The 21,646-nt window shown below is 60.5% G+C and carries 22 protein-coding genes, 1 tRNA gene and 3 pseudogenes; 12 read left to right on the top strand and 14 right to left on the bottom strand.

Annotation, left to right across the window (positions count from 1 at the left end; translation table 11 throughout):
* Positions 1–27 precede the first annotated feature (27 nt).
* Both ACZ46S_RS06005 and ACZ46S_RS06000 read left to right on the top strand, forming a co-directional pair.
* The gene (locus tag ACZ46S_RS06005; RefSeq protein WP_464063737.1) at positions 28–456 is read left to right on the top strand and encodes a cupin domain-containing protein; all 429 of its coding nucleotides are present in this window, start codon (positions 28–30) and stop codon (positions 454–456) included.
* A 97-nt stretch (positions 457–553) separates the two neighbouring features.
* Entirely contained in the window at positions 554–886 is a 333-nt protein-coding gene (locus ACZ46S_RS06000) for a rhodanese-like domain-containing protein (protein ID WP_464063736.1), read from the top strand.
* Here ACZ46S_RS06000 and ACZ46S_RS05995 read toward each other — a convergent pair.
* Positions 876–1,772, bottom strand: coding sequence for a LysR family transcriptional regulator (locus ACZ46S_RS05995; protein WP_464063735.1), 897 nt, complete (start codon positions 1,770–1,772; stop codon positions 876–878). The genes ACZ46S_RS06000 and ACZ46S_RS05995 overlap by 11 nt on opposite strands.
* A 98-nt stretch (positions 1,773–1,870) precedes the next feature.
* Here ACZ46S_RS05995 and ACZ46S_RS05990 point away from each other — a divergent pair, with 98 nt between their 5' ends.
* From ACZ46S_RS05990 to ACZ46S_RS05980, 3 genes are all read left to right on the top strand, one after another.
* On the top strand, positions 1,871–2,986 hold the full coding sequence (locus tag ACZ46S_RS05990; RefSeq protein WP_464063734.1) for a TDT family transporter: 1,116 nt from the start codon (positions 1,871–1,873) through the stop codon (positions 2,984–2,986).
* Positions 2,987–3,115: 129 nt separating this feature from the next.
* Positions 3,116–3,192, top strand: a tRNA-Arg gene (locus ACZ46S_RS05985).
* Between the two features lie 150 nt (positions 3,193–3,342).
* Complete coding sequence (locus tag ACZ46S_RS05980; protein ID WP_464063733.1) at positions 3,343–4,191, top strand: hypothetical protein; 849 nt, start codon at positions 3,343–3,345, stop codon at positions 4,189–4,191.
* A gap of 71 nt (positions 4,192–4,262) precedes the next feature.
* Here the strand turns inward: ACZ46S_RS05980 and ACZ46S_RS05975 are convergent, their stop codons facing one another.
* Positions 4,263–4,565: a DUF3987 domain-containing protein gene (locus ACZ46S_RS05975; protein WP_464063732.1), complete on the bottom strand. Its 303-nt coding sequence runs from the start codon at positions 4,563–4,565 to the stop codon at positions 4,263–4,265.
* 2 nt (positions 4,566–4,567) lie between these two features.
* Here ACZ46S_RS05975 and ACZ46S_RS05970 point away from each other — a divergent pair, with 2 nt between their 5' ends.
* Entirely contained in the window at positions 4,568–5,086 is a 519-nt protein-coding gene (locus ACZ46S_RS05970) for a GIY-YIG nuclease family protein (RefSeq protein WP_464063731.1), read from the top strand.
* Positions 5,087–5,151: 65 nt separating this feature from the next.
* On the opposite strand, the gene ACZ46S_RS05965 is transcribed toward ACZ46S_RS05970, so the two are convergent.
* Positions 5,152–6,100 (bottom strand): IS630 family transposase gene (locus ACZ46S_RS05965; RefSeq protein WP_464063730.1). Its coding sequence is split into 2 segments (ribosomal slippage): positions 5,152–5,757 and positions 5,759–6,100, totalling 948 coding nucleotides; the frame shifts between segments, so codons are not numbered across the junction.
* Between ACZ46S_RS05965 and ACZ46S_RS05960 the strand changes: the two genes are divergently transcribed.
* Both ACZ46S_RS05960 and ACZ46S_RS05955 read left to right on the top strand, forming a co-directional pair.
* Entirely contained in the window at positions 5,995–6,813 is an 819-nt protein-coding gene (locus ACZ46S_RS05960; protein ID WP_464064329.1) for a hypothetical protein, read from the top strand. The two genes, ACZ46S_RS05965 and ACZ46S_RS05960, sit on opposite strands and share 106 nt — an antisense overlap.
* Before the next feature lie 56 nt (positions 6,814–6,869).
* A pseudogene (locus tag ACZ46S_RS05955) lies at positions 6,870–7,054 on the top strand (IS21 family transposase); the annotation flags it as partial.
* A gap of 46 nt (positions 7,055–7,100) precedes the next feature.
* Here the strand turns inward: ACZ46S_RS05955 and ACZ46S_RS05950 are convergent.
* From ACZ46S_RS05950 to ACZ46S_RS05915, 8 genes are all read right to left on the bottom strand, one after another.
* Positions 7,101–7,802 (bottom strand): IclR family transcriptional regulator, encoded by a 702-nt coding sequence (locus ACZ46S_RS05950; protein WP_464063729.1) that lies wholly within the window; start codon positions 7,800–7,802, stop codon positions 7,101–7,103.
* 75 nt (positions 7,803–7,877) lie between these two features.
* Positions 7,878–8,798, bottom strand: coding sequence for an SMP-30/gluconolactonase/LRE family protein (locus tag ACZ46S_RS05945; protein WP_464063728.1), 921 nt, complete (start codon positions 8,796–8,798; stop codon positions 7,878–7,880).
* Positions 8,799–8,813: 15 nt separating this feature from the next.
* Positions 8,814–9,764, bottom strand: a complete 951-nt coding sequence (locus ACZ46S_RS05940; protein WP_464063727.1) for an amidohydrolase family protein — start codon at positions 9,762–9,764, stop codon at positions 8,814–8,816.
* A 59-nt stretch (positions 9,765–9,823) separates the two neighbouring features.
* The gene (locus ACZ46S_RS05935; RefSeq protein WP_464063726.1) at positions 9,824–10,495 is read right to left on the bottom strand and encodes an RraA family protein; all 672 of its coding nucleotides are present in this window, start codon (positions 10,493–10,495) and stop codon (positions 9,824–9,826) included.
* A 44-nt stretch (positions 10,496–10,539) separates the two neighbouring features.
* Positions 10,540–11,781: an MFS transporter gene (locus tag ACZ46S_RS05930; protein WP_464063725.1), complete on the bottom strand. Its 1,242-nt coding sequence runs from the start codon at positions 11,779–11,781 to the stop codon at positions 10,540–10,542.
* 117 nt (positions 11,782–11,898) lie between these two features.
* On the bottom strand, positions 11,899–12,774 hold the full coding sequence (locus ACZ46S_RS05925) for an amidohydrolase family protein (protein ID WP_464063724.1): 876 nt from the start codon (positions 12,772–12,774) through the stop codon (positions 11,899–11,901).
* A gap of 15 nt (positions 12,775–12,789) precedes the next feature.
* Positions 12,790–14,259, bottom strand: coding sequence for an MFS transporter (locus ACZ46S_RS05920; protein ID WP_464063723.1), 1,470 nt, complete (start codon positions 14,257–14,259; stop codon positions 12,790–12,792).
* A 157-nt stretch (positions 14,260–14,416) separates the two neighbouring features.
* Entirely contained in the window at positions 14,417–15,421 is a 1,005-nt protein-coding gene (locus ACZ46S_RS05915) for a hydroxyacid dehydrogenase (RefSeq protein WP_464063721.1), read from the bottom strand.
* Between the two features lie 351 nt (positions 15,422–15,772).
* Here ACZ46S_RS05915 and ACZ46S_RS05910 point away from each other — a divergent pair.
* Positions 15,773–15,949 (top strand): annotated as a pseudogene (locus tag ACZ46S_RS05910) (IS3 family transposase); the annotation flags it as partial.
* Positions 15,950–15,985: 36 nt separating this feature from the next.
* Here the strand turns inward: ACZ46S_RS05910 and ACZ46S_RS05905 are convergent.
* From ACZ46S_RS05905 to ACZ46S_RS05895, 3 genes are all read right to left on the bottom strand, one after another.
* The gene (locus ACZ46S_RS05905; protein ID WP_464063720.1) at positions 15,986–17,464 is read right to left on the bottom strand and encodes a diguanylate cyclase domain-containing protein; all 1,479 of its coding nucleotides are present in this window, start codon (positions 17,462–17,464) and stop codon (positions 15,986–15,988) included.
* Positions 17,465–18,031 carry a heme NO-binding domain-containing protein gene (locus ACZ46S_RS05900; RefSeq protein WP_464063719.1) on the bottom strand — a complete coding sequence of 189 codons (567 nt, stop codon included), beginning with the start codon at positions 18,029–18,031 and terminating at the stop codon, positions 17,465–17,467.
* Between the two features lie 96 nt (positions 18,032–18,127).
* Entirely contained in the window at positions 18,128–18,910 is a 783-nt protein-coding gene (locus ACZ46S_RS05895; protein ID WP_464063717.1) for a DinB/UmuC family translesion DNA polymerase, read from the bottom strand.
* A gap of 187 nt (positions 18,911–19,097) precedes the next feature.
* Here ACZ46S_RS05895 and ACZ46S_RS05890 point away from each other — a divergent pair, with 187 nt between their 5' ends.
* The 3 genes and pseudogenes from ACZ46S_RS05890 to ACZ46S_RS05880 all read left to right on the top strand — a co-directional run.
* Positions 19,098–19,952, top strand: coding sequence for an AraC family transcriptional regulator (locus tag ACZ46S_RS05890; protein WP_464063716.1), 855 nt, complete (start codon positions 19,098–19,100; stop codon positions 19,950–19,952).
* A gap of 114 nt (positions 19,953–20,066) precedes the next feature.
* Positions 20,067–21,014 (top strand): aromatic amino acid exporter YddG, encoded by a 948-nt coding sequence (gene yddG, locus ACZ46S_RS05885; RefSeq protein ID WP_464063715.1) that lies wholly within the window; start codon positions 20,067–20,069, stop codon positions 21,012–21,014.
* A pseudogene (locus tag ACZ46S_RS05880) lies at positions 21,011–21,640 on the top strand (cobalamin B12-binding domain-containing protein); the annotation flags it as partial. The gene yddG and the pseudogene ACZ46S_RS05880, both read left to right, overlap by 4 nt.
* Positions 21,641–21,646 lie beyond the last annotated feature (6 nt).

Genomic DNA, 21,646 nt, shown 5'->3' with positions numbered 1-21,646 from the left:
CGGGCCGGCGCAATGTAGGTCAGAGCGATGAGCATCGATCTGCGTGACCCCACCCTTGCCGTCGCCGCGGTGAAAGCAGCCCTGGCCCTGCGCCCGCACCCCGAAGGCGGGCATTACCGCGAACTCTGGCGCGACAGCCCGGCCGATGGCGGGCGCGGGGCGGCGAGCTCCATCCTGTTTTTGCTGGAAGCGGGCGAGCGCTCGCACTGGCACCGGGTCGATGCCGCCGAGATCTGGCTCTGGCAGGGCGGCGCGGCGCTGGAACTTGGCATCGGCACGGAAACGCTGCGGCTTGGCCCCGACCTTGCCGCCGGCGAGGCGTTGCAGGCGGTGGTGCCGAAGGAGGCCTGGCAGGCGGCAAAATCTCTGGGCGCCTGGAGCCTGGTCTCCTGCGTCGTCGCCCCGGCCTTCGCGTTCGCGGGGTTCGAGATGGCGCCGCCCGGCTGGGCGCCCTGACCGCGGCTTAAGGCGTTGTAACCGGCCCGCGCTTGCGGCCCCCGCCAGCGCGCCTAAACCCGCCGCAATCTCGATCCCGTGACAGGACACGTCCCCTATGACCAGCACCGGCTCCGCCTCCCGCCCCTTCATCCTGTATGACCCCTTCGCGCTGAAAGACGCGCTGGCGGCCAACAGCATCATCCTCGTCGATGTGCGTGAGCCGCAGGAATGCGAGGCGGCGCGAATCGAAGGGGCGATGAACCTGCCGCTTTCGAGCTTCGACCCCTCGGCGCTGCCCTCCGGCGAGGTCGTGCTGTTGTGCGGGGTCGGCAAGCGCTCGCGCATGGCGGCGAATCTGTGCGCGCAGGCCGGCATGCCGGTGGCGGGGCATCTGGAAGGCGGCCTCTCCGCCTGGATGCAGGCGGGCTTGCCCGTCCTCAGGGGATAAAAGGCGGCATTTTCGCCGCCAGCGCCAGAAAGGCGCCGGCGGCTTTCGGCACGTAACGCTGCCGGTGCCGCACCGCCTGGAAGGGCCGGGGCGGCAACAGCAGATTGGCCCGCCGCAGCGCCCCGGCGCTGAGCGCCCGGGCACAGACCAAAGGCGAGAGGCAGGCCACCCCCGCCCCCTCCGCCACCGCCTCGCGCACCGCCTCGTTGGAAGGCAGCGTGAGGGTGATGTTCAGCGCCTCCAGCGCGATGCCGCGTTCGGCCAGATGCGCCAGAAACGCCTCCCGCGTGCCCGAGCCCTCTTCCCGGAACACCCAGGCGGCGCGGCGCAGATCCGCGTTGGTGAGTTCGCCGCCCCGGGCCCAGTCATGGCCGGGCGGGGTGACGATGGCCATGCGCTCCGCCGCCACCGGCTCCACCAGCAGCCCCGGATCGTCCAGCGGGCCCTCCACGAAGCCCAGCTCCGCCGTGCCCAGCGTCACCGCGCGCGCCACCTGGGCGGTGTTGCCGATGGCGAGATTGATGGTGAAGCCCGGATGCTGGGCTTTGAAGGCGGTGATCAGCCGCGGCAGATAATAGCTGGCGATGGTCTGGCTGGCATGCACGGCAAGCTGGCCGTGGCGCAGTCCGGCATAGTCGCGCAGCGCCGTCTCCGCCGCCGCCGCCCGCGCCAGCACACCCCGGGCTTCCTCCAGAAACAGCCGCCCGGTTTCAGTAAGCGCGATATTGCGCCCCACCCGGTCGAACAATTTCACATCATGCTGCGTCTCCAGCGCGGCGATGGAGGCGGAGACCGCCGCCTGGGTGAGGTTCAGGGCGGCGGCGGCGCGGGTGATATGCTGGCGCTCGGCCACGGCGGCGAAAATGCGGAGCTGTTCGAGGGTCATGCGAAATACATAAACCAAATTTGTCAATCGAACAAAAACTATCAGTTTTTAAGATTGTTCCGCGCGGCCTAGATCAGCGGGCGAAAGGCAGGTCATAAATGTTCGCTCGACCCTTCACCCATCACGCGCATCCGCTGGAGCTGGTGCGCCATTTCACGCCCAACTGGTTCACCGTCACCATGGGCACCGGCGTGTTCGCGCTGCTGCTGAACCAGCTGCCCGGCCCGGCCTGGCTGCCGGGGCTGGCGGCCGAACTCTGGCGGGCGAATATCGTGCTGTTTTCGGTGTTTTCCCTGGCCTATCTGGCGCATTGGGCGCTGTATCCGCGCCAGGCGGTGAAGATTTTCAGCCATCCGGTGATGCCGATGTTTCTGGGCGCGATCCCGATGGGGTTGGCGACCATCACCAACGGCACGCTGGCTTTCGGGCATGACCCGCAGCTGGCGTTGCGGCTGTGGGAGGTGGATGCCGTGCTCTCGGTGCTCACCGGGCTCGGCGTGCCGCTCGCCATGGTGGTGACGCAGAAACATATGCTGGAATCGATGACCGGCGTCTGGCTGCTGCCGATCGTGGCGTGCGAGGTGGCGGCGGCCAGCGGGGCGCTGCTGGCGCCGCATCTGCCGCAGGACGTGGCGGCCAATCTGGTGCTGGCGGGATATGGGTTGTGGGCGCTTTCGGTGCCTTTGGCGCTGGGCATTCTCACCATCCTGTTCCTGCGGCTGGTGCTGCATTCGCTGCCGGCACCGGAGCTGGCGGTCTCTTCCTGGCTGGCTTTGGGGCCGCTGGGGACGGGGGCGCTGGGCTTGCTGTTGCTGGGCCAGGCGGCGCCGGGGGCATTCGCGGGCGGGCATCTGGCCTTTATCGGCCCGGTGGCGCAGGGGCTGGGGGTGATCGGCGGGCTGGTGATCTGGGCCTATGGCGCCTGGTGGCTGGCGCTGGCGGTGGCGATGGTGCTGGTTCAGCGCCCGCATCGTCTGCCCTTCAATATGGGCTGGTGGGGCTTCACCTTCCCGCTCGGCGTGTTCATTCTGGCGACCAACGCGCTGGGGGCGCAGACGGGGCTGGCAGCCTTTGTTCTGGCCGGGCATGTGCTGACCGGCATGTTCACCGCACTCTGGAGCATCGTCGCCCTGCGCACCGCCCGCGGCGCCTATCACGGCTCCCTCTTCGCCGCGCCCTACATGCCCCCCGCCGCGCCCAAACCCATGGCCTGAACGCGCCAAGTTTTCAGCATGCCGGCCCCACGCTCCGGCGGCCAGACGCACCGCCTCGCCATCGCCGCAGCCCTGGCCGCCCCGACAGTTGCCCCGGCAGGCTGATGCCGCTAGAAGGGCTTCCAAGCCGGACCCGTAGCTCAGCTGGATAGAGCGTTGCCCTCCGAAGGCAAAGGTCGCGCGTTCGAATCGCGCCGGGTCCGCCAGAAAAATCAAGGCTTTACGATAAAAGCCATATCTCCAGAACCTAAGAAGCTACACAACAGCAACACTCAGCCCGAAATTGGGCCTCTTGGCGCTTCGATTCCTCTTATGTCGTGCTATGCATTTCGTTGCGTAAAACATGAAGGTGGAGCATGGCCTTGGTGCAAGGGCTTGGCAGCAGCACGGTAGACTGGCTTTTGCTTTTAGGCGGGGCGGCCTTGCTTGGTGGGGGAGGCTTTATCGTAGGTGTTTATTTTGCCACCAAGCGGCTTGCTGCTGCCCAGCAAGCCATGGCTTTCCGCTATGAGAAGGACAACGCCACAGATAGGCATATGATCCTATCCCTCTTGCGGCGGGAATTAGCCAACTGGATGCTTCGTCAGTCCCCGGATAGGTATGCAGCAACCTACAATAGCGCGCAGCTTGAAGTTGAGGGGATATTAGCCTCAAGCCGTGGAGACCAAGAAGCTAAGTATGATGAAATTGCTCGGCGCCATCCTCTCTATAGGGATTTTGATCTTATCGGGACACGTGAACATGTCCTGTACGATGACGGCCTGAGTGATCTTACGTTTGATGAAGTGGCATCACACTACAAAGATATCGTGATCTTCAATGCGCTACAGAAAACCTTTAACGTCTATTGGACAGAATCAGCAGTTGCGGGTCATAGAGATATGTCTCGCTTTGAAGAATATATAGCCAATTACAAAGATGGGGTTTTGCAAAAAAGAATCAAAGACGCGATTAAAGAACATTCTGTTTTTGCGAAAGCTAAAGAAACACCAGTTGAATATGAAAACAACAGCTTCAAGGTTGTTTATACCCATCATTTTGCGGAACGCCGCTTGGGCGTTCATTTCAAAGACACCAATGAATATGGACTGCACGGGGTGTTCGTACACGATAATGGAGATGTATCAGAATCGTATTATCGAACCGAAGCACAATTCGAAAATGAAAAACCTCTTTGGCCTCTTGCCTGCCAACTCGATGCGTAAGGTGGTTGGCAAATCACTCCCCATTTACAGATGGAGAGCCACGCTTACCTGGGGATTTCTTCTTTAGCGCCTTAGGGTGGAAAGAAACTCCGCACCGCCCAGGCGCGGCCACCATAGGCTTGCAGCCAAAAGGGGCGGTCTCCACCGGCCCCGCCGCTGTAGCGGTCCATCGCCGCAATCCAGCCCGCCAATTCGTCGCGCTGGAGCATCAGTCCGCGCGGGTTGGCTTCGGCCAGTCTGGCGGCTTTTTCCGTGGTGCTTTCGGTCGAGAAGATGCGGCGGCGCTGGGGGTGGAAATCGCGGTGCTGTTCGCCGATCCCGGGCCGGACGGCGGGGCGCCGCCCTCGCTGCCGGCGGGAAGGAAGAGGAAGCAAAAATGACGGTACAGACCGCCGAGACGCTCCTGAATCTGGGCTTCCGGGACATCGGCGCCTGGGTGCTTGCGGCGCGCGGGGGCGGCCTGGACTTCCATCTCGACGGCACAAGCCCAGAGGCCGACAGGCTGCTGGTGGACGAGCGGAACTCCCTGTATGCCTTCGTCCACGGCGATGACGTGAAGTACATCGGCAAGACGTCGCGCACGGTCCGGGCCAGGTTTGCGGGATATCAGAATCCGGGAAAGAGCCAGCGCACCAACTGGCGGTGCAATTCCAAAATTCGGGAGTTGCTGGAGCAGGGGGCGTCGGTCCGCATCTTCGTCTTCAACCCGATCTCTTACCTCCGGTATGGCGATTTCGAGATCAACCTCGCAATTTTGCAAACCATCGGCAGCCAGAAGAACAATACGCGCGCGGCGAGACAACCCAGCCCAGACCTTGCGCCCTCGCTTCAGCCGCTCAAGTTCCGTGCGCTCCCCCTCATCAAGTTCAACTGCTACCGCGACCTTGCCCATTGATCATGCCCTTTCCATTCAGCATAATCATAGATATTTATCGATCATGACATTAGAATCTTCTGTGATTAGATTGACGCATATCCTGCGTGTTTGAGGTAATTTGTGCATTCTTCTGGCGGGAAGTGATCGAGCAGTGACCCGATGCGCCGCCATGTGGCTTCGACGGTTCTCTCGGCGGCTTTTCTGAGTAGGGTTTTGAGCTTTGCGAAGACCTGCTCGATGGGATTGAGGTCTGGGCTGTAGGGCGGCAGGAAGAAGAGTTTGGCGCCGGCTTTTCTTATGGCATCGCGCGCTGTCTTGGCCTTGTGGCTGCCGAGATTGTCGAGGATGACGACATCGCCGGGGCGCAGCGTCGGCACCAGAAATTGCTCGACATAGGCGGTGAAGCTGCGGCTGTTGATGGGTCCATCGAGTACACAGGGCGCGGTAACCTTGTCGGCCCGCAGGGCGGCGATGAAGGTCAAGGTTTTCCAATGCCCGTGCGGCACCTTGGCGTGCAGCTTTTGCCCACGCCGGCAGCGCCCATGGGTGCGGGTCATGTTGGTTTTGGCCCAGGTCTCGTCGATAAACACCAGGCGAGACGCGTCAATTTTTCCCTGATACCGCCGCCAGCGCGCCCGCTTGAAGGCGATGTCAGGCCGGTCCTGCTCGGCGGGCAGCACGGTTTTTTTTGAAGCTGATGCCCTCAGCGCGGAAGAACCGCGACAACATGCCGGTGTCGGCGCGCACGCCACGCTCTTCCCACAGGCGCACGCTCAACGCCGCCAGCGTGATGTCGGCCTGCTCCTCAATGACCGCCAAAAGCCAGGCGCGCTCAGGCTTCACCTTCGAGGGCCGGTGGCCACCAGTGCCAGCGCTGCGTCGGTCACCAACCCGATGCAGGCGCTGAACCCATTTGATGGCAGACGATGCGCTCACGCCAAAACGCCGCGCCGCGGACCGGCAAGTCTCCTCACCGCTCTCCACAACCGAAATCACGCGTTCACGAAGATCAGAAGAATAAGCTCGGGGCATCAGCGCTGGCCTCCTCAACCAGCCCTAATCGTGAATCACATCAGCCCCGCGTCGGTAAAGAGATACGATTCAAGCTATTCGCAGAGGACTCTAGCTTTCAACAGCTTTACGATGAAATTCAATCTCGTGGCGCGAAGCTTATGCTCTCTGTACCCGATATTGGTTGGGGCAGCCTAACCGGCAACTCGCTGGATTGTGGGTTGACATATCTTCCGTATGGGAAAGACTTCATGGCCCCATGCGGTCTTGAGGTTGTCCTGGCCGATGGCGCTATCATGCGGACGGGGATGGGGGCACAACCCGATAATGCCAGTTGGAACCTGTATCGGCGAAGCTATGGCCCTTCGTTAGATACGTTATTCATGCAATCGAATTTTGGGATTGTGACCAAGCTCGGTGTTTGGTTGATGCCGACCTGCGAAAAGATCATACATGTCAATGTCGACGTCTTTTCCGAAAATGATTTGGCACCTTTGGTCGATATTCTCCGCCCGCTTCGTTTGGATGGTACGATCGACGGTGTACCTTGCATCCTTAATACTTTGCTAATCTCTTCGACGCTCGGACCCAGGAGCCAATGGTACGATGGAGATCCTGGTAAGCCGATCCCGGATGAAACCATCGATGAGATTGCAGCGAAACTTAATATTGGTCGCTGGAGACTTCGTCTTGCACTGTATGGTGATGATATGTTGATTTCCACTGAGAATTGACCCATGTTTGACTGTTTCCCCGTCTGGAAGAGGCGGGGGCGAACGGAGTGTTGGACATGGCGTTTTTGAGCATTATTCGCCGGTGGCATAAGCGTGAGCATGTGCCGATCCGGGAGATTTCCCGGCGGCTTGGGGGGGGGCGCGGAACACGATCCGCAAATATCTTCGATCTGACCAGATTGAGCCGAAGTTTCGGGTTCCGGACCGTCCGAGCAATCTGGACCCATATGCCGAGAAGCTGGGGGTGAGCCATGATCTCATAGCCTCGGCAGAAGCGCCGCTCGCGCTTATCGGTGGTCGCCGCCCAAACTCATGGTCAACTCCAGCCCGCCATCCCTCAACTGGTCACGCACTTCGGCGGCACGCGCCGCGGTCAGCCGCGTGATCGGCCCGGATACCGCGAGCGCGCCGACAAGGCGCTGCCCCGCCCCGAATACCGGCATGGCCAGCGAGGCAATATGGGGGTCGGTAATGCCACCGCTGTAAACCGGCGGGTCCAGATCGGCCGCGCTGCCGGGCCCCGCCGCATATTCGCGCAACACCTGGGAGATCGCGGATTGATCCATGGGACGGATATCGCCGGGCTGCACATGCATGCGCAGGCTGTGCATCGAATCAACCCGGTAGAGACAGAGTCTGCTCTTGCCGTGCGGCACGTAGAAAGAGGCCGTCTCACCTATCCCGGCAACCAGCCGTTCCAAGATGGGCATCACGAATTGTTCGATCTCCAAAGAATGCTGGTAGACCGCGCCCAGACGTAGCGCTTCCGCGCCTAACCGATAACGACCACCTGGCAGCCGTACAACCAGGCCGAACCGTTCGAGCGACACCGCCAAACGCATGATCGTGCTTTTGACGAGCCCGGTACGCGCGGCCAGCTCGGCCAGCTCCAACGCAGCGTCGCCCTTCTGGAACGCCGTCAGTATCGTCAGCACCCTGTCCGCCGCGGCAACGCCAGATACCGCCGTGGTCTCTTGATCCTTATCCATCGCCTTCAACTGTGCCCTTGACGCTCAGCCGTTCCGGCGCCCGCTTGGGCTCGTAACGTCGCCCGAAAATTACCATCAGCTATGGCTGTATAAGCGCTGGCCCGGCACCGCAAGCCCTGCCTTCAAGATCGTCCCGGTCTGCGATTCCGTGATGAACAGCTCGCGACGCTCCGGGCCGCCGAACGCCAGATTGGTCGTGGAATAGCCGGCGCTGGATACGATACGCTCCAGCGGTTCAGCCCGCGGCGAGAGCCGCCATATCGTGCCGAACCCGGTATGGGCGACCAGCAGGTTGCCGTCCTCGTCGAGCGCCAGACCATCCGGGCCGCCCGGGCCGCCATGGAGATGCGAAAATATCCCGACCTTCGCGACCAGACCGCTGGCCAGCAGAGGGATACGCCAAATCTGGTTGGCGCGGGTCACGGCGACGAGCAGATAGTCCATATGCGGGCCGATAACGATACCGTTGGGGCTGGGAATCGTCCCGATCAGGCATGTCAGCACCCCGGTTGCGGAGAGGCGATAGACCCTGCCCGTGGGGTCCTGCAAACCGGTCTGCCCCTGATCCGTGAAATATAGATCGCCATTCGCGGCGAACACGAGGTCATTGACCCCTTTGAACCCCTCGGACCCCACCGTTTCCAGAAGCGGTTCGACCGCGCCGGTCTTTGGATCGACGACGACCAGCCCCCGCTTGTAGTCGGTTACAAACAACCTGCCATCCTGGTGGATTTTGAGGCCATTGGGCCAGCCGTCATATTCGGTGACAAGCTCCCACTCACCGTCGGGCGAGATACGAAAAATACGGCCGAACGGGATGTCGGTCACGTACAGCCAGCCGGCGCGATCGAAGGACGGGCCTTCAAGGAAGGAATCCACCTCTTGCCCCATCCGGTTCGCATCGCTCCAGGCGGTGCGCCTGGACGCGCGGAAGCGGTCGGGAAGACGGGTGAAAACCGTGGTTTCGGTCCGGTAAGGCGGCGGGAAGAAGCTCATAGTCCGCTCTCCTGTTCAGAGCGCAAGATCGTAAACGCGCGAGGCGGTGCCGCCAAACAACGCGCTCCGCTCGGATCGGGTAAAGCGCTCGGTAAGATGGTTGAACGCGTTCCAGAGTGTGACATAGCCGAACATCCCTTTATCCACCGGAAAATTACTCTCAAACATGCAGCGATCGGGCCCAAACATCTCGATGCACGCCATGATGGGCGCGCGCCACGCCTCAGCCAGCGCCCGCGAGGATGGCGGCACCGGCGCCTCATGAAACTGGTACCCCGCCACGGGCATGCCCAGGCCGCCGAGTTTGAGATAGGTATTTGGCAAGCGCGAAAGCGCCAGCAGGTCCGTCCGCCAGCTTTGGTCCTGTGCCTCGCCCAACCTGCCGCCGAGATGATCGAGCACGATCGAAACATTCGGAAAGGCGGCGGCCAGCGCAAAAACCTCGGCCAGCTGCGTCTGATAGGCCCAGATATCGAGGGTGAGACCAAGGCGACCAAGCCATGCAACACCCTCACGAAACCGCTGCTCCGCCATTAACCCGGGCGGGGGCAGGATCGGGCTGGAGCGGATCGCCGGGTCCGGGTGCCAGGCGAGCGGATTGCGGATGCCGCGAAACCGACCCTCTCCGGCCTGTTGCATGGCCTCGAGAACGGGCGCCACCTTATCCCCCAGGCATAGCTCTGCCCCACCGACGATGGCGGCACATAGGCGCGGGCCGCCCGCGGCTTGCGCCTGCACCGCCAGTTGCGCGGCAAACGCGACCTCCGCGACGGGCCGGAACGCCTCCGGCCCGTCGGCGGCGTAAAAAGACCGGCATTGGACGTAGATCGTCGCCGCGACGCCGCCTGCCTGCGCGATATCGTCCCGCAATTCCGCTTCGAGGTAGCGAGACCCCGGGCGGTCCCACAAATGATGATGCGCGTCGATGATCGGCGCCTCCAAAGGCAGCGGGGATTCGTCGCGCAACTCCAGCCATTCCGGCCGGATCGGAATATGCGGGGAGGACGCGGACGGCGGCCGGTCCGTCACAGGACACAACCCAAGCGCTTGAGCGTTGCATCGACCCAGCTTCGATCCTGTCCGCCGCCGCGGATCTGCGCCATTTGCGCGGTCTCCGCCTTGTGCTTCGCGCTAGCCGCGGCAAAAACCGCGTCCGTCTCCTCGAACGGGACGACAACGAGCCCGTCATCATCGCCCAGAATCAGGTCGCCCGGCGCGATCACCATGCCGTCGATCGCGATATTTACATTGATCTCGCCGGGACCGTCCTTGTACGGCCCGCGATGGGTGACACCAGCGGCAAAAATCGGGAAGTTACCTGCCCGGATCGCCGCCAGATCCCGGACCGCGCCGTTGATCACGATGCCCGCGAGGCCACGCATTTGCGCATGCGCGATCATCAACTCCCCGATCAACGCGTTGGTCAGGTCGCCGCCGGCATCCACCACCACGACATCGCCTGGATCCGCGATGTCGAGCGCCTTGTGCAGCATCAGATTATCGCCAGGCCGGGCCTTCACTGTTATCGCCGGCCCGGCCAGCACGCCGCCGGCATGAAGCGGGCGAAGCCGCGATCCGCCAGCCGCCATGCGGCTCATCGCGTCGCTGACATTGGCGACGGGCAGGGCGCGAAAGCCCTCGACCGTCTGCGCATCAACCTTGCGAGTACGTTCACAAATCCGAAAACCTATCGGCACGGCGTGTCTCCTTTGCTAAAAATTATTGAAAATTGCCCGATGCCTCAGTCCGCGAGCGGCGCAAGGCGCATATCGCGGATTGTGGCCAGGGTGACGAGCGCCACGACCGAACCGAACATGACGTAGAGGCTGGGCGCCCAGGACGCCCCGGTAAGGGCGGCGAGCTGCGTGGAGATGTAAGGCGCCAAGCCTCCGCCCAGCACGATGGCGACATTGAAGCCGGTGGCCATGCCGGTATAGCGCACGCGGGTGGGAAAAAGCTCCGGATAAATCGGGTAGGCCGCGCCTTGGACCGCGGCATGCGGAACCGCCAGCAATAGCAGCATGAACGCATCCAGAGCGAGATTTTGGTCGTGCATCAAGATCATGCTCAGAGGTGTGATGACGAGATAGCCCAGAAACCCCAGCACCACAGGCGGCTTGCGGCCGATGCGATCCGAGAGCGATCCCATAAGCGGAATCAGGCATACCGCGACAATCTCGACGATCGCGAAGACCCACGACGCCCAGGCCAGGGGCAATTTCACGACATGGACGAGATAAATGAACAAATATACGCTGGAGAATAGACCCGTCAGGGTCATGCCAAATGCCAGCCCCATCGTCTGCAGGAGGCCGGCAAGATGTTGCGTCAGCACCGTGCGCAAGGGCGCTTTCGCGGTCTCGTGCCGTTCAGCCACCTCGAGGAAATGCGGTGAATCCGCCAGGCGAAGCCGCGCGTAGAGACCGACCAACAGCAAGGGCAGGGACAGGAAAAAAGGAATACGCCAGCCCCAGCTCAGCAAAGCGGCGTGCGAAACCATCGTCCGCACGATCGCGGCGGTGATCGCCGCGCCGGCGCCGCCGGCGACAACACCCGCGACATTGATGGAGCCGAAAAAGCCGCGCCGGCCTTCAGGGGCGCATTCCGCAACATACGTCGCGGCACCGCTCACCTCGCCGCCAGCGAAGAAGCCCTGGGCGATTCTGAGCAGCACCAGAAGCGCCGGCGCCAGCGCACCGATACGCGCATGGGTCGGAAGCGCGCCGACGAGCGCGCTGGTCAGGCCCATGCCGATGATCGTGGCAATCAGCGCATTCTTGCGGCCGTGGCGGTCGCCCAGCCAACCGAAGAAAACAGCCCCGATAGGTCTGACCACGAAAGCGAATGCATAAACCAGCAATGCCGAAAGCAGAGACGCCGTGGCGTCCCCCGCCGGAAAAAATAAAGGCGCCAGGGAGATCGCCAGGACCCCGTACACACCGAAATCGTAATACTCCAGGAAGGATCCTATAGCGGCCGCCAAGGATACCCGCCATGGATCGAGACTTATGGCGGATAAGGCGTTTACGGCCGAAGCCTCGCCATGACGTTGACCGATTTGAGACGTTTCCATATTGCCTACCTCGATATATTCTGGTTTTCAGGAATTCGAAAAATCGTAAATTTTTGCGGGGTTTTCCACGAGAATCCGATATCGATCCCGGTCGTGCGGCACGATCTCGGCCAGCCGGTCCAGCCATGCCGCATCATCCGGCTTGGGAGACTGAACCGTGGGATGGGGCCAGTCCGTTCCCCAGAGCAGCCGGTCTGGCGCCGCGCGCGCGAGCATCGCCCCGAATGTCACCGCATCCTCGTAGGCCGGCCCGGCAAAGGGCCGCCCGATATACGGGCCGGATAATTTCACCCAGGCTTTCTCAGCTTGCATGAGGTCGACGAGCACCCCAAATCCCTTATGTCCGGCACCGCCATGCGCGTGGAGATAGGCCATGTGATCGAATACAAGCTGGCACGGAAGGCGCCCGCAAAGCGGCGCGATCTCGACCAGCTGGTCGGGCGACAGGGCGAGTTGAACATGCCAGCCGAATTCCGCGATTATCCCGGCAAGCTCCTGCAAGCTTGCCAGCCCGACATGTCCCGGCAGGCGCGCATTGATCCGGATGCCGCGCACGCCGCGCGCGTGCATCTCGATGAGCGCACGCCGCGGGAGGGAACCATCGATCACGGCAACCCCCCTGGCGCATGTCCCGGCAAGGCCGAGCGCCTCCATCATACAACGATTATCCGTGCCATAGAGAGAGGGCTGGACAATGACATGCCGCGTGATTCCAAGGCAATTTGCCAACCGCCTATAATCTTCCAGGCTCGCATCCGCATGCGACAGGCTTGCCACTGGATCCGCGGGATAGCGAGACTGGTAGATATGATGATGACAATCGGTCGCCCCGGCCGGTACGGATAGGGCCGGTCCGCGCACCGTACCCGACCAGAGCAACCTTGTCTCACCCTGCGCATTCATGCTTTGGCTCACCGGTCAGTGGCTGATCTCTTCGAGGGCCAGCCCCGTCGATCTCGGCCCCAAAATGGCGATCAGCAGGATTTGCAGCAAGGTCGTCGCGCCGATCAGCACGGCGACTGACAAGACCCCGCCAGAGCTTAGAAGATACCCAACAATCAAGCCGGAGAAGGCCGAGGAAAGCCGCAGCCAGGACCAGACGAAGCCAACGGCGCGCATTCTGAACCGCGTCGGGAATATCTCCGACTGATAGCTGTGGCTGGCAAAGGCCTGGATATTCGCGGCAAGCGTGAACAGCACCCCGCAAGCGATCAACGCGGCGCCAGAGGAAAGTTGCGCGAACAGCAACATGAAGGTCATCATCGCGGCCAAGCCGGCGCACATGATCCATTTGCGCTCGAAGCGTTCGGCGAATAAGAGCCCGAACAACGGCCCGAACGGATTGGCGATGGCGATGATGAAGGCGTATTCAAGGCTATGCGTGACGGTGATGCCACGATGCGCAAGCAGCGTCGGGACCCAGGCCGCGAAGCCGTAATAGCTGAATGCGCCGGCGAAATTGAACAGTGACAGCATAATGATCCGGCGCAGATAAGGCTTGCGGAACATCTCGACATAATCGCCCTTACCGCTATCGTCCTGCAATGCGGCGGAAGGCGGCGGCAGGGCGCGGCCCGTTTCGGCCATAACGCGGCGCTCAAGGCGGCTCACGATCTGATCCGCCTCGGCGAGGCGTCCATGTTTTGCGAGCCAGCGGGGGCTCTCAGGCAAACCCAGGCGCATGAACCATACGACAACCGCGCCAGCGGTACCAATCAAAACAACCCAGCGCCAGCCATCGAACCCAAAGGGTGACAGCGGTACCAGGCGCCAGGACAACAGCGCGACAAAAGGCACCGCGCAAAACGACACCATCTGCTGAACGGCAAAGGCGCGGCCACGGATATGGCGGGGCATCAATTCCGCGAGATACGTGTCGATCGTGGTGAATTCGATACCGATGCCGATGCCGCCAAGAAAACGCCAGACATCAAGCGCGAAGCCGCTCTGTTGGAACGCCATCACAGCATTGCAGCCGAGATACCCGAGGAGCGCCCAGGTGAAGACGGCGCGGCGGCCAAAGCGGTCAAGTAGCTGACTGACCATCAGCGTGCCGACCCACAACCCGGCGAAGGTCGCGAACACAAACGTGCCGAAACCAGAGAAGGAAAGCACGCTCAGATGTGATAATATGCCAAGCGATTCCGGCTTGAACAAGCCAGACTTGATCATCCCCGGCGCGACATATCCGATGAAAAACACGTCATAAAATTCAAACCAGCCGCCCAGGGCGATGAGACACACCATGATCCAGATTGTTCGCGACGCCGGCAAACGATCAAGCCGCGCCGCGATGCTCGCTGATGCGTCATCTCGCCCGGCACGGCCATTCTGGTTGTTTTCGTTCCCCCCAGATCCTGCCAGGGCGGCGGATATTTTTGTTTTCATATGAACGTCTCCCGAATAGGGTTTTTGCAAGGCATCCTGGTGATGACATGCTCTTTTTAAAGCAACATATGTTTATCTTGATGCCCAGCATCAAGATAAACACGTGAAACGGTTCGCTAAAACAAAACCTGAAACATCAAGCGAAAAGCTTTATGTTCTAGGTGGTGGCGACGGCTCCGGCGTCGAGCACGGAGGGATTGACAGCAAAGCGGGGATCGATGGTTTTCCCATCCAACGCATCCAGAACGTGCTGCATGGCCATCAAGCCCACACGGGCGGCGGCGGCATGCGTATTGGCCCCCACATGCGGCGTGACCACGAGGTTATGCAGCGGCCATAGATCGCTATCGGCCGGCGGAGGTTCAGTCGAAAATGTATCGAGGCCAGCGCCGGCAATTTTTCCTTCCGCGAGCGCATTGGCCAGCGCCGCCATGTCAACCAACTCCCCGCGCGCGGTATTGATCAAGAATGCGTCCCGCTTCATCAGCGCCAGCTGAGAGGGGCCGATCATGCCTCGGGTCAAGGGCGTCAGCGGGCAATGCAGGCTCACATAATCGCTCTGTCGCAGCAGCGCGTCCAGCTCGTCCACGAGCGTCAAGCCCGGTATATCGAGTTTCTCCCTCATGTCCGCGGAGATTTTTGGGTCGAAGGCAAGCAGCCTCATGCGCAGAGGCTGCACCAAGGATAGCAGGATGCGACCAATCATTCCCAGCCCGACAATACCGAGCGTTTTACCAAACAACTCGGTGCCGGTACTTGTCGCCTTATCCCAATGGCCCTGGCGGATGCGGCCATCCAAATAGGGGATCGATCGTGAGACACCGAACATCAGCGCAAGCGCGTGCTCGGCAACTGATTGTGCGTTCGCGCCAACGGCGGTCAGCACGGGAATTTGCCGCTTCGTGGCGGCGTCAACATCAATTGTATCGACGCCAACCCCGTGCTTCACGATGATCTTTAACCGCGACGACGCGGCGATCGCCGCGTCGGTCAGGCGGCCCATGCGCACGATCACGGCATCGGCCTGCTCCGCCGCCAGGAGGGCCGCGGCTTCATCAGGGGCGGCATAGGGCGTCATGGTTATCACCCGCACACCATGGCGGGCGGCCAGTGCCATCGCGGCTTCGTTCAGGGCCGGCCCGGTTACAAGCACGGATCTCATGCGCATCGCGCCGCCGCGAACGGAATTCTGATGTCGCGTTTACAAACAACCTTCACCGGCAAGACCTCCCATATCTTTTTTGAGACCGGCGCGCGCCAAACAACACGCGCCCTGCCGCCTCAGGTCTAGTTAAGCAAAAACGGAATGGCGTTGCAAATTAAAACAGAACGTCGTTCTGAAATATTGCTGCGCCCGTTAATCTACACTTGCGATGATGGATTGCGACGGCCCGCAGAGAGCTGGCTTCCCGGCTCAGATGCCCGACCTGGGCGGCGCGGTATCCGGGACCTTCAGCGCGAAAGATGTCAGCGACCTCGAGGCCCTTGTGCACGGCGTCTCAGGGGATGGTGTGAGGTCATCTGGCGGCAGCGATCATGGCCCAGCGTGTCGGCAGTGGAAATGGCAACGCTGCGCTGGGTCGATTGGTTCAATCACCACCGCCTGTTCGGCCCCATCGGGCACATCCCGCCCGCCGAAGCCGAGGCCAACTACTATGCAGCCAACGAGACCCTCGATATGGTCGCATGACTCAAATGAAACCGCCTCCGGAAAACCCGGGACGCTTCACCCGGCAGTTTTTGCCTCGTACATCGCAAGGTCGGCGGCGCGCAGCAATGTGTCCGCATCCTGGCCGTCGCGCGGGGAGAGCGCGATGCCGATGCTGGCCGAGACCATGACAACGCGATGCCCATGCAGATCGTAAGGCATCGACAGTTCCTGCAGCAACCTGGTGGCCAGGGTCATCGCCGCGGAAGGCTCGGGCATGCCGGCCTGGATGATGGCGAACTCGTCGCCGCCCAGCCGGGCGATGGTGTCGCTCTTGCGCACACAGGCCCGCAGCCGTGCGGCGACATTGCACAGCAGATCATCGCCGACCTTATGGCCCAGCGTGTCATTCACCTCCTTGAAGCGGTCGAGATCCAGGCAGAGCAGCGCCACATCGCCGCCATGGCGGCTGGCCTGGGCCAGAGCGTGGCTCAGCCGGTCATGGAACAGCAGGCGATTGGGCAGGTCGGTCAGACCGTCATAATGCGCCATGCGGATCAGCCGGTCCTGGGTACGGCGATGTTCGGTGATGTCCTCATGCGTTTCCATCCAGCCGCCATCCTGCATAGGCTGGCTGGAGATGCCGATCACGCGCCCATCGCTCAGGGCCTCGACAATGTAAGCCGGCGCCGGCACGGCGCCGATCTCCAGCCGCTCGCGTTGGAAGCGGGCGATATCATGAGGCGCGGTACCGGCCTGGATTTGCGCCAGCAGCACTTCCTCAAGCGTCTGCTGGGTGTGCAGCGCCGCCAGCCCGTAAATATCCGCGAACCGGCGATTGAAAAGGCGCAGCCGGCGCGTGGCATCGTACATGCACAGACCGTGCGACATATTGGCCAAAGCTGTGTCGAGCTGCGCCTTTCCCGCCCTCAGCCGTGCCTCCACCTGCTGGCGCTCCACCACCACGACGATTTTCTGCAGGATGCTGGTGATCAGCCCGGTTTTCGCTTCATCCGGGGCCAACCCCTCATAGGCGAAGAATTCCGCAACCCCGACGACGCGCCCGCGCAGCAGCTGCGGAAACGCAGCCGCGCCGTGCAGCCCGTGGGCGCGGGCGGCTTGCTGGCGGACAAAATCCTGATCCGTCTGCAGATCTTCGATCCAGGCGGGGCGGGCGTGGGCGAGCACGCGGCCGGGCAGATGCGTCGGCGCGATGGCGTCCAGTTGCGGGGTGGTGGCGCGCATCGCCTTCAGCGCGGCTTTGTCGCCGCCGCACCATATTCCTGAGGTCTGCAACGCCCCGTGATCGACCAGGAACATATGGCCGAGCGGCCAGTTGCAGAGCTCGCATATGCCCGAGAGCGCGATGGTGAGCACCATCTCCAGCGCGTGCCCCTCGATCGCGGCGGAGGCGACGCGTTCCAGCAGCTCCGCCTGACGCTGGTTGCGGTAGAGGTCGAGCAGTCCCTGTTCGGCGATCGCCTCGGCCTGGGTGCGGGCCTGACGCTCTCTCTCCAGGCGACGTTCGAGACGTGAGATGGCATCAGTCTGGTCCATTCAGGCCGCCACGTCCGCAGCACCCTGGAGGGCGCCGGTGGTGAGATGGAAGATGCAGGCCGGTGCGCCGTGATGCACGCAGGCGACATGCGTCAGCGCCGCCGTTTCGCCGTAATGCAGCGCCGCGCCGCCGATGAAGCCTTCGATCAGCGCGCACATGCGCCGCGGGCTGCGATAGACCATCTCAGGGGCGCCGCTCGGGGCCGCGGCGAAATCGAAATGCGGGCAGGTCGCGCCGGGATAGAGCTTGTGTACCTCGGCATGGATGATGGGGTTGAGATTGAGCACGAAGCTCCGCAGATTGGGGGAATTGGTAAAGAAATCCGGGCAGAGCACCGCCATCCGCGGCGGTGCGGTCTGGCCGAACCAGCGCAACACCTTATCCGGGTCCACCCCCAGCCGTCGCGCCGCCGCTGCCACCAGAGCCTCCAGCTCGGAATCGGGGTAGCTGCCGAGCGAGGTATAAACGCCGCGCGCGCCTGCGGCGTCGATCAGATCATCCCAAAGGGCGGCGCCATGGGCTTCGGTGACCGAAGCTTCCAGCAGATTGAAAATGACGCCTTTCATGGTCGAGTTCCCGGCCGCGATTCGGTTTACGGAAACAGGTCTAAGCCGATGAACTTAACAAAACTTCAACTCGTTCAGCATCACCCCGGCCTTGAACTAGCGGAAACCAGGCCGCCAGGCCGCACGCAACAAGCACACGGCCTCGCCGATCAGCGCGCCCGTGTCGGCGGTCGGTTCGATCTCGGCCGCCCGCTGCGCGGAGTACCAAGGGTCGCCGTTATGCGGATTGGTATGCACGAAAACGGCGATCTGCCCAGCCTCAAGCCCCTCGGCACGCAGCTTTTCGGCCGCGCGGGCCGTGTAACTCGTCAACGCCTCGCGAAGCCCCTGCCATGTCTCAATGAGGCTGCCAAAGGTTCGCGTCACGGCAATGCCCTGCCGCGTCGGCGCCATGAGGGACAAAGGGAGGCACGAAACACCGCGCAACTCGGCATGGACGCGCGCCCCGGTCACGATCAGCATCTCGCGCACCGCCTGGGGGTCATGGCTGACGAAATCCGCGATCGTCTCGATCCCCGCAACCGCCAGCTTCGCGGCGGCCCTACTGCCGATGCCCCAGACATCCGCCACGGGCAGCATCGTGAAGTAAGCTGCCCGATCGGCCGGGCACTGCAAATCGCACACCCCGCCCAAGGCCGGGGTGTTCTTGGCGATGCGGTTAGCCAGCTTGGCGAGGGTCTTGGTCGGCCCGATGCCGATGCAGGTTGGAATTTTGGCAAGCTGGCGCACATCCCGCCGAAGATCGCGGCAAAAGCGATCCCGGCCGCTCCCATCGGCCGCCGGATGTGGTTTCCTCGAAGAGAAGCCTGCAACCGGCGGCCTTGAGGGCCTTGATCTGCATGGCGTTTTTCCGGTCGTCCCCCTTCGAGACGCAGGCATAGCCGAGCAGCAGGCGCTGCCGAAGCCGGTTTGGTTGATTTTACAAACGAACGTTTATGAAATCCGAATTAGATCAAATATTTATGGCTTAGCGTACAATTTTTAACAGATCGTGCGGCGCCCCCTTCTTGATGACAACCTCCGGTTCTGGCAGATTCGCCTTCGGTCCTGGGCACTAGGCTGACCGGTGGCTTTTTATGCTTTCACCATTCTGCCCCTTCCTGCGTTGAAAAATATGAGCGAACCAAAAAGCTATCAGAAAAAGTTCATTGTTCCGAAACTCGAACAACGTTCATATCCTCTCACGCCAACTCTGCATAAGCATACCTTCCATCAGGTTGTTCTCCCTCGGCGGGGCAGGATGGAAATCGAGATTTCTGGCTCTGGCGGCTTTGTTGATACCCAGCATGCCGCCTTTGTTCCGAGCGGCGAAAGGCATACTTTTGCAAGTAAGGAAGAAAATGCTTTTATCGTTCTCGATATCCCAAACGACTATATTCAATCTGTAAGAAATGGTCATAACGTTTTGGACTATTTCTCAAGCCAAAAATTTTTTCCTTTAACTGCTCCACTCCAACATCTAATTGGATATGCCGGATCATTGAAGGATAATACCGACGCCTCAGAAATTTCCGAAGCGTGGGCCAATTTGTTTATGGAAGCCGCTTTTCAATCCGCTTCAGATACAATAGGTCTGCGATCTCGCCACATATCGAATGCGTGCCGCTATATTGAAAAACATTTCTCTAATTCCATAACAATTTCAACTATTGCCCGTGAAGTCGGTGTCAGTGAAAGACGCCTCCATGCTCTGTTCCTCGTTGAGTTGAAAACCACACCTCATGCCTATCTGATGCATCGGAGAGCCCAGTACGCCCTATCTCTACTAGCTCGTACATCGAAAGCGATTTCGGATATTGCAATCCTATCTGGCTATGCTGACCAAAGCGCTCTTACACGCTTCCTACGGCAAACCTATAACATAACACCTTCTGCCTATCGGAAGAAAATTCAAAAGGGTAAATCTGAGAGTTTGTCGTAACAACACTCTTCCCGACTTTTACCGTTTTTGTATAAAAAAATGCAGATCTAGCCAAAGATAGAACAACCATAGCGCCATAGTTGTTGGGTTCAAATCTCAACTAGTGCGCTTCCAATGAAGAAACTCGCCAGCGTCGATGCACATACCCCAACGGCGTCCCACCATCCTGGGCGCGCCACGGCCATTGGTTTTTTGGCAATCGGTTTATGGTCTGCGCTGGCCCTTCTCACCAAGTTCGCCGGTGGGATTCCTCCCTTTGAACTGCTCGCGCTTACCTTTTCCATTGCATTCATAGCAAGCGCGACATTTATCCTACGAAAAGGAAAAGCTGGCCTCATATCCCTGCGGCAACCAATATCAGCTTGGATTTATAGTTTCGTCGGTATCTTCGCATATCACGCCCTTTACTTCTTCGCTCTCAGTTCAGCTCCCGCCGCACAAGCCAGCCTGATTGCCTATCTATGGCCATTGCTCATAGTTCTGCTCTCCGCATTCACCACTCACAACGGACTTCAATTGCGGCACCTTCTGGGGGCCATCCTGGGCTTTCTTGGAACCGCGCTTGTAATTTTTCTTGGCAATTCTTCTCCGAGCAGTTCCGAAGGAACGCTTATTGGATATTTAGCAGCCGCCGGCTGTGCGCTTGTATGGTCAATATACTCTGTTGCCAACCGGCGCTTTCGCAGCGTGCCGAGCGATCTCATTGGAGGCGTATGCGGCCTCGTTGCTCTAGCTGGCGCCTGCATCCATTTTTGGATCGAGCCTACGCTTTGGCCAACTTTTATTCAGTGGGGCGCTATCCTCCTTCTTGGAGTCGGTCCTGTAGGTTTAGCCTTCTTTGCCTGGGATCACGCTACTAAACACGGCCGCGTCTCCCTACTTGGGGCAGTGTCCTATATGGCCCCGCTGCTTTCAACCCTCCTCCTAATCCTCTTTGGCTTTGTGCCAGCACAATGGAGTCTTCTTGGTGCTGCGACATTGATCGTTGCTGGTTCTGCGTTGGCCTCTTTCCGTTTGAACACGATCCGTTTGAACCGCAATAGCCGGGAGTGTGCCCCATGACGATGGATTTATCAGCAGAAACTATACACACGCCAGAGTTTACAGTCGCGCCAACGCGCCCCCCTCTTCGATATATAGGACGGCCGTCTCAAACCTTTAGTACAGCAGGGGCAAGACGCCGCGCGGCCGGTGAAAAACCCCGTGTGCTTCTTCTTGTTCCACCTTACACGCGATTGATCGAACCCGCTCCGCAGGGGAGCGCGTTTCAAAATATCGGAATCGGGCATTTCGAGGTGATGAAGCGCGCCGGAACTCCGATTGGCCTTCTTCGTATCGCTACTGCCGCCAGACGAAATGGATACGAGGTTAGAATTATAGATTGCCCATTCGCTGGCTGGGAACAAGAATATGATGATATTCCCGTCGATAGCGGGCGTTTGATTCGGTATGGCCTTACCTACCAACAAATCAAAGATATCGTCGTAGAATTCGACCCCGATATCATCGGGGTACAATGCAACTACACTGTCCAATGGGGAAACGCTCGCTATCTATCGGATTTTCTAAAGGGTATCTCAGACAGTTTTGTTTTAATAACGGGCGGCGCACATTCAAGTGGTGATTGGAGAAATGCCCTCTCAGATTCTCCGTTCGACATTGTAGTCATTAATGAGACTGACAAGAGCTTTTCT

Source organism: Acidocella aluminiidurans, assembly GCF_055383125.1.
Note: the sequence above shows the minus strand (reverse complement) of the source record. Positions and strands in the feature narration are given on the sequence as shown.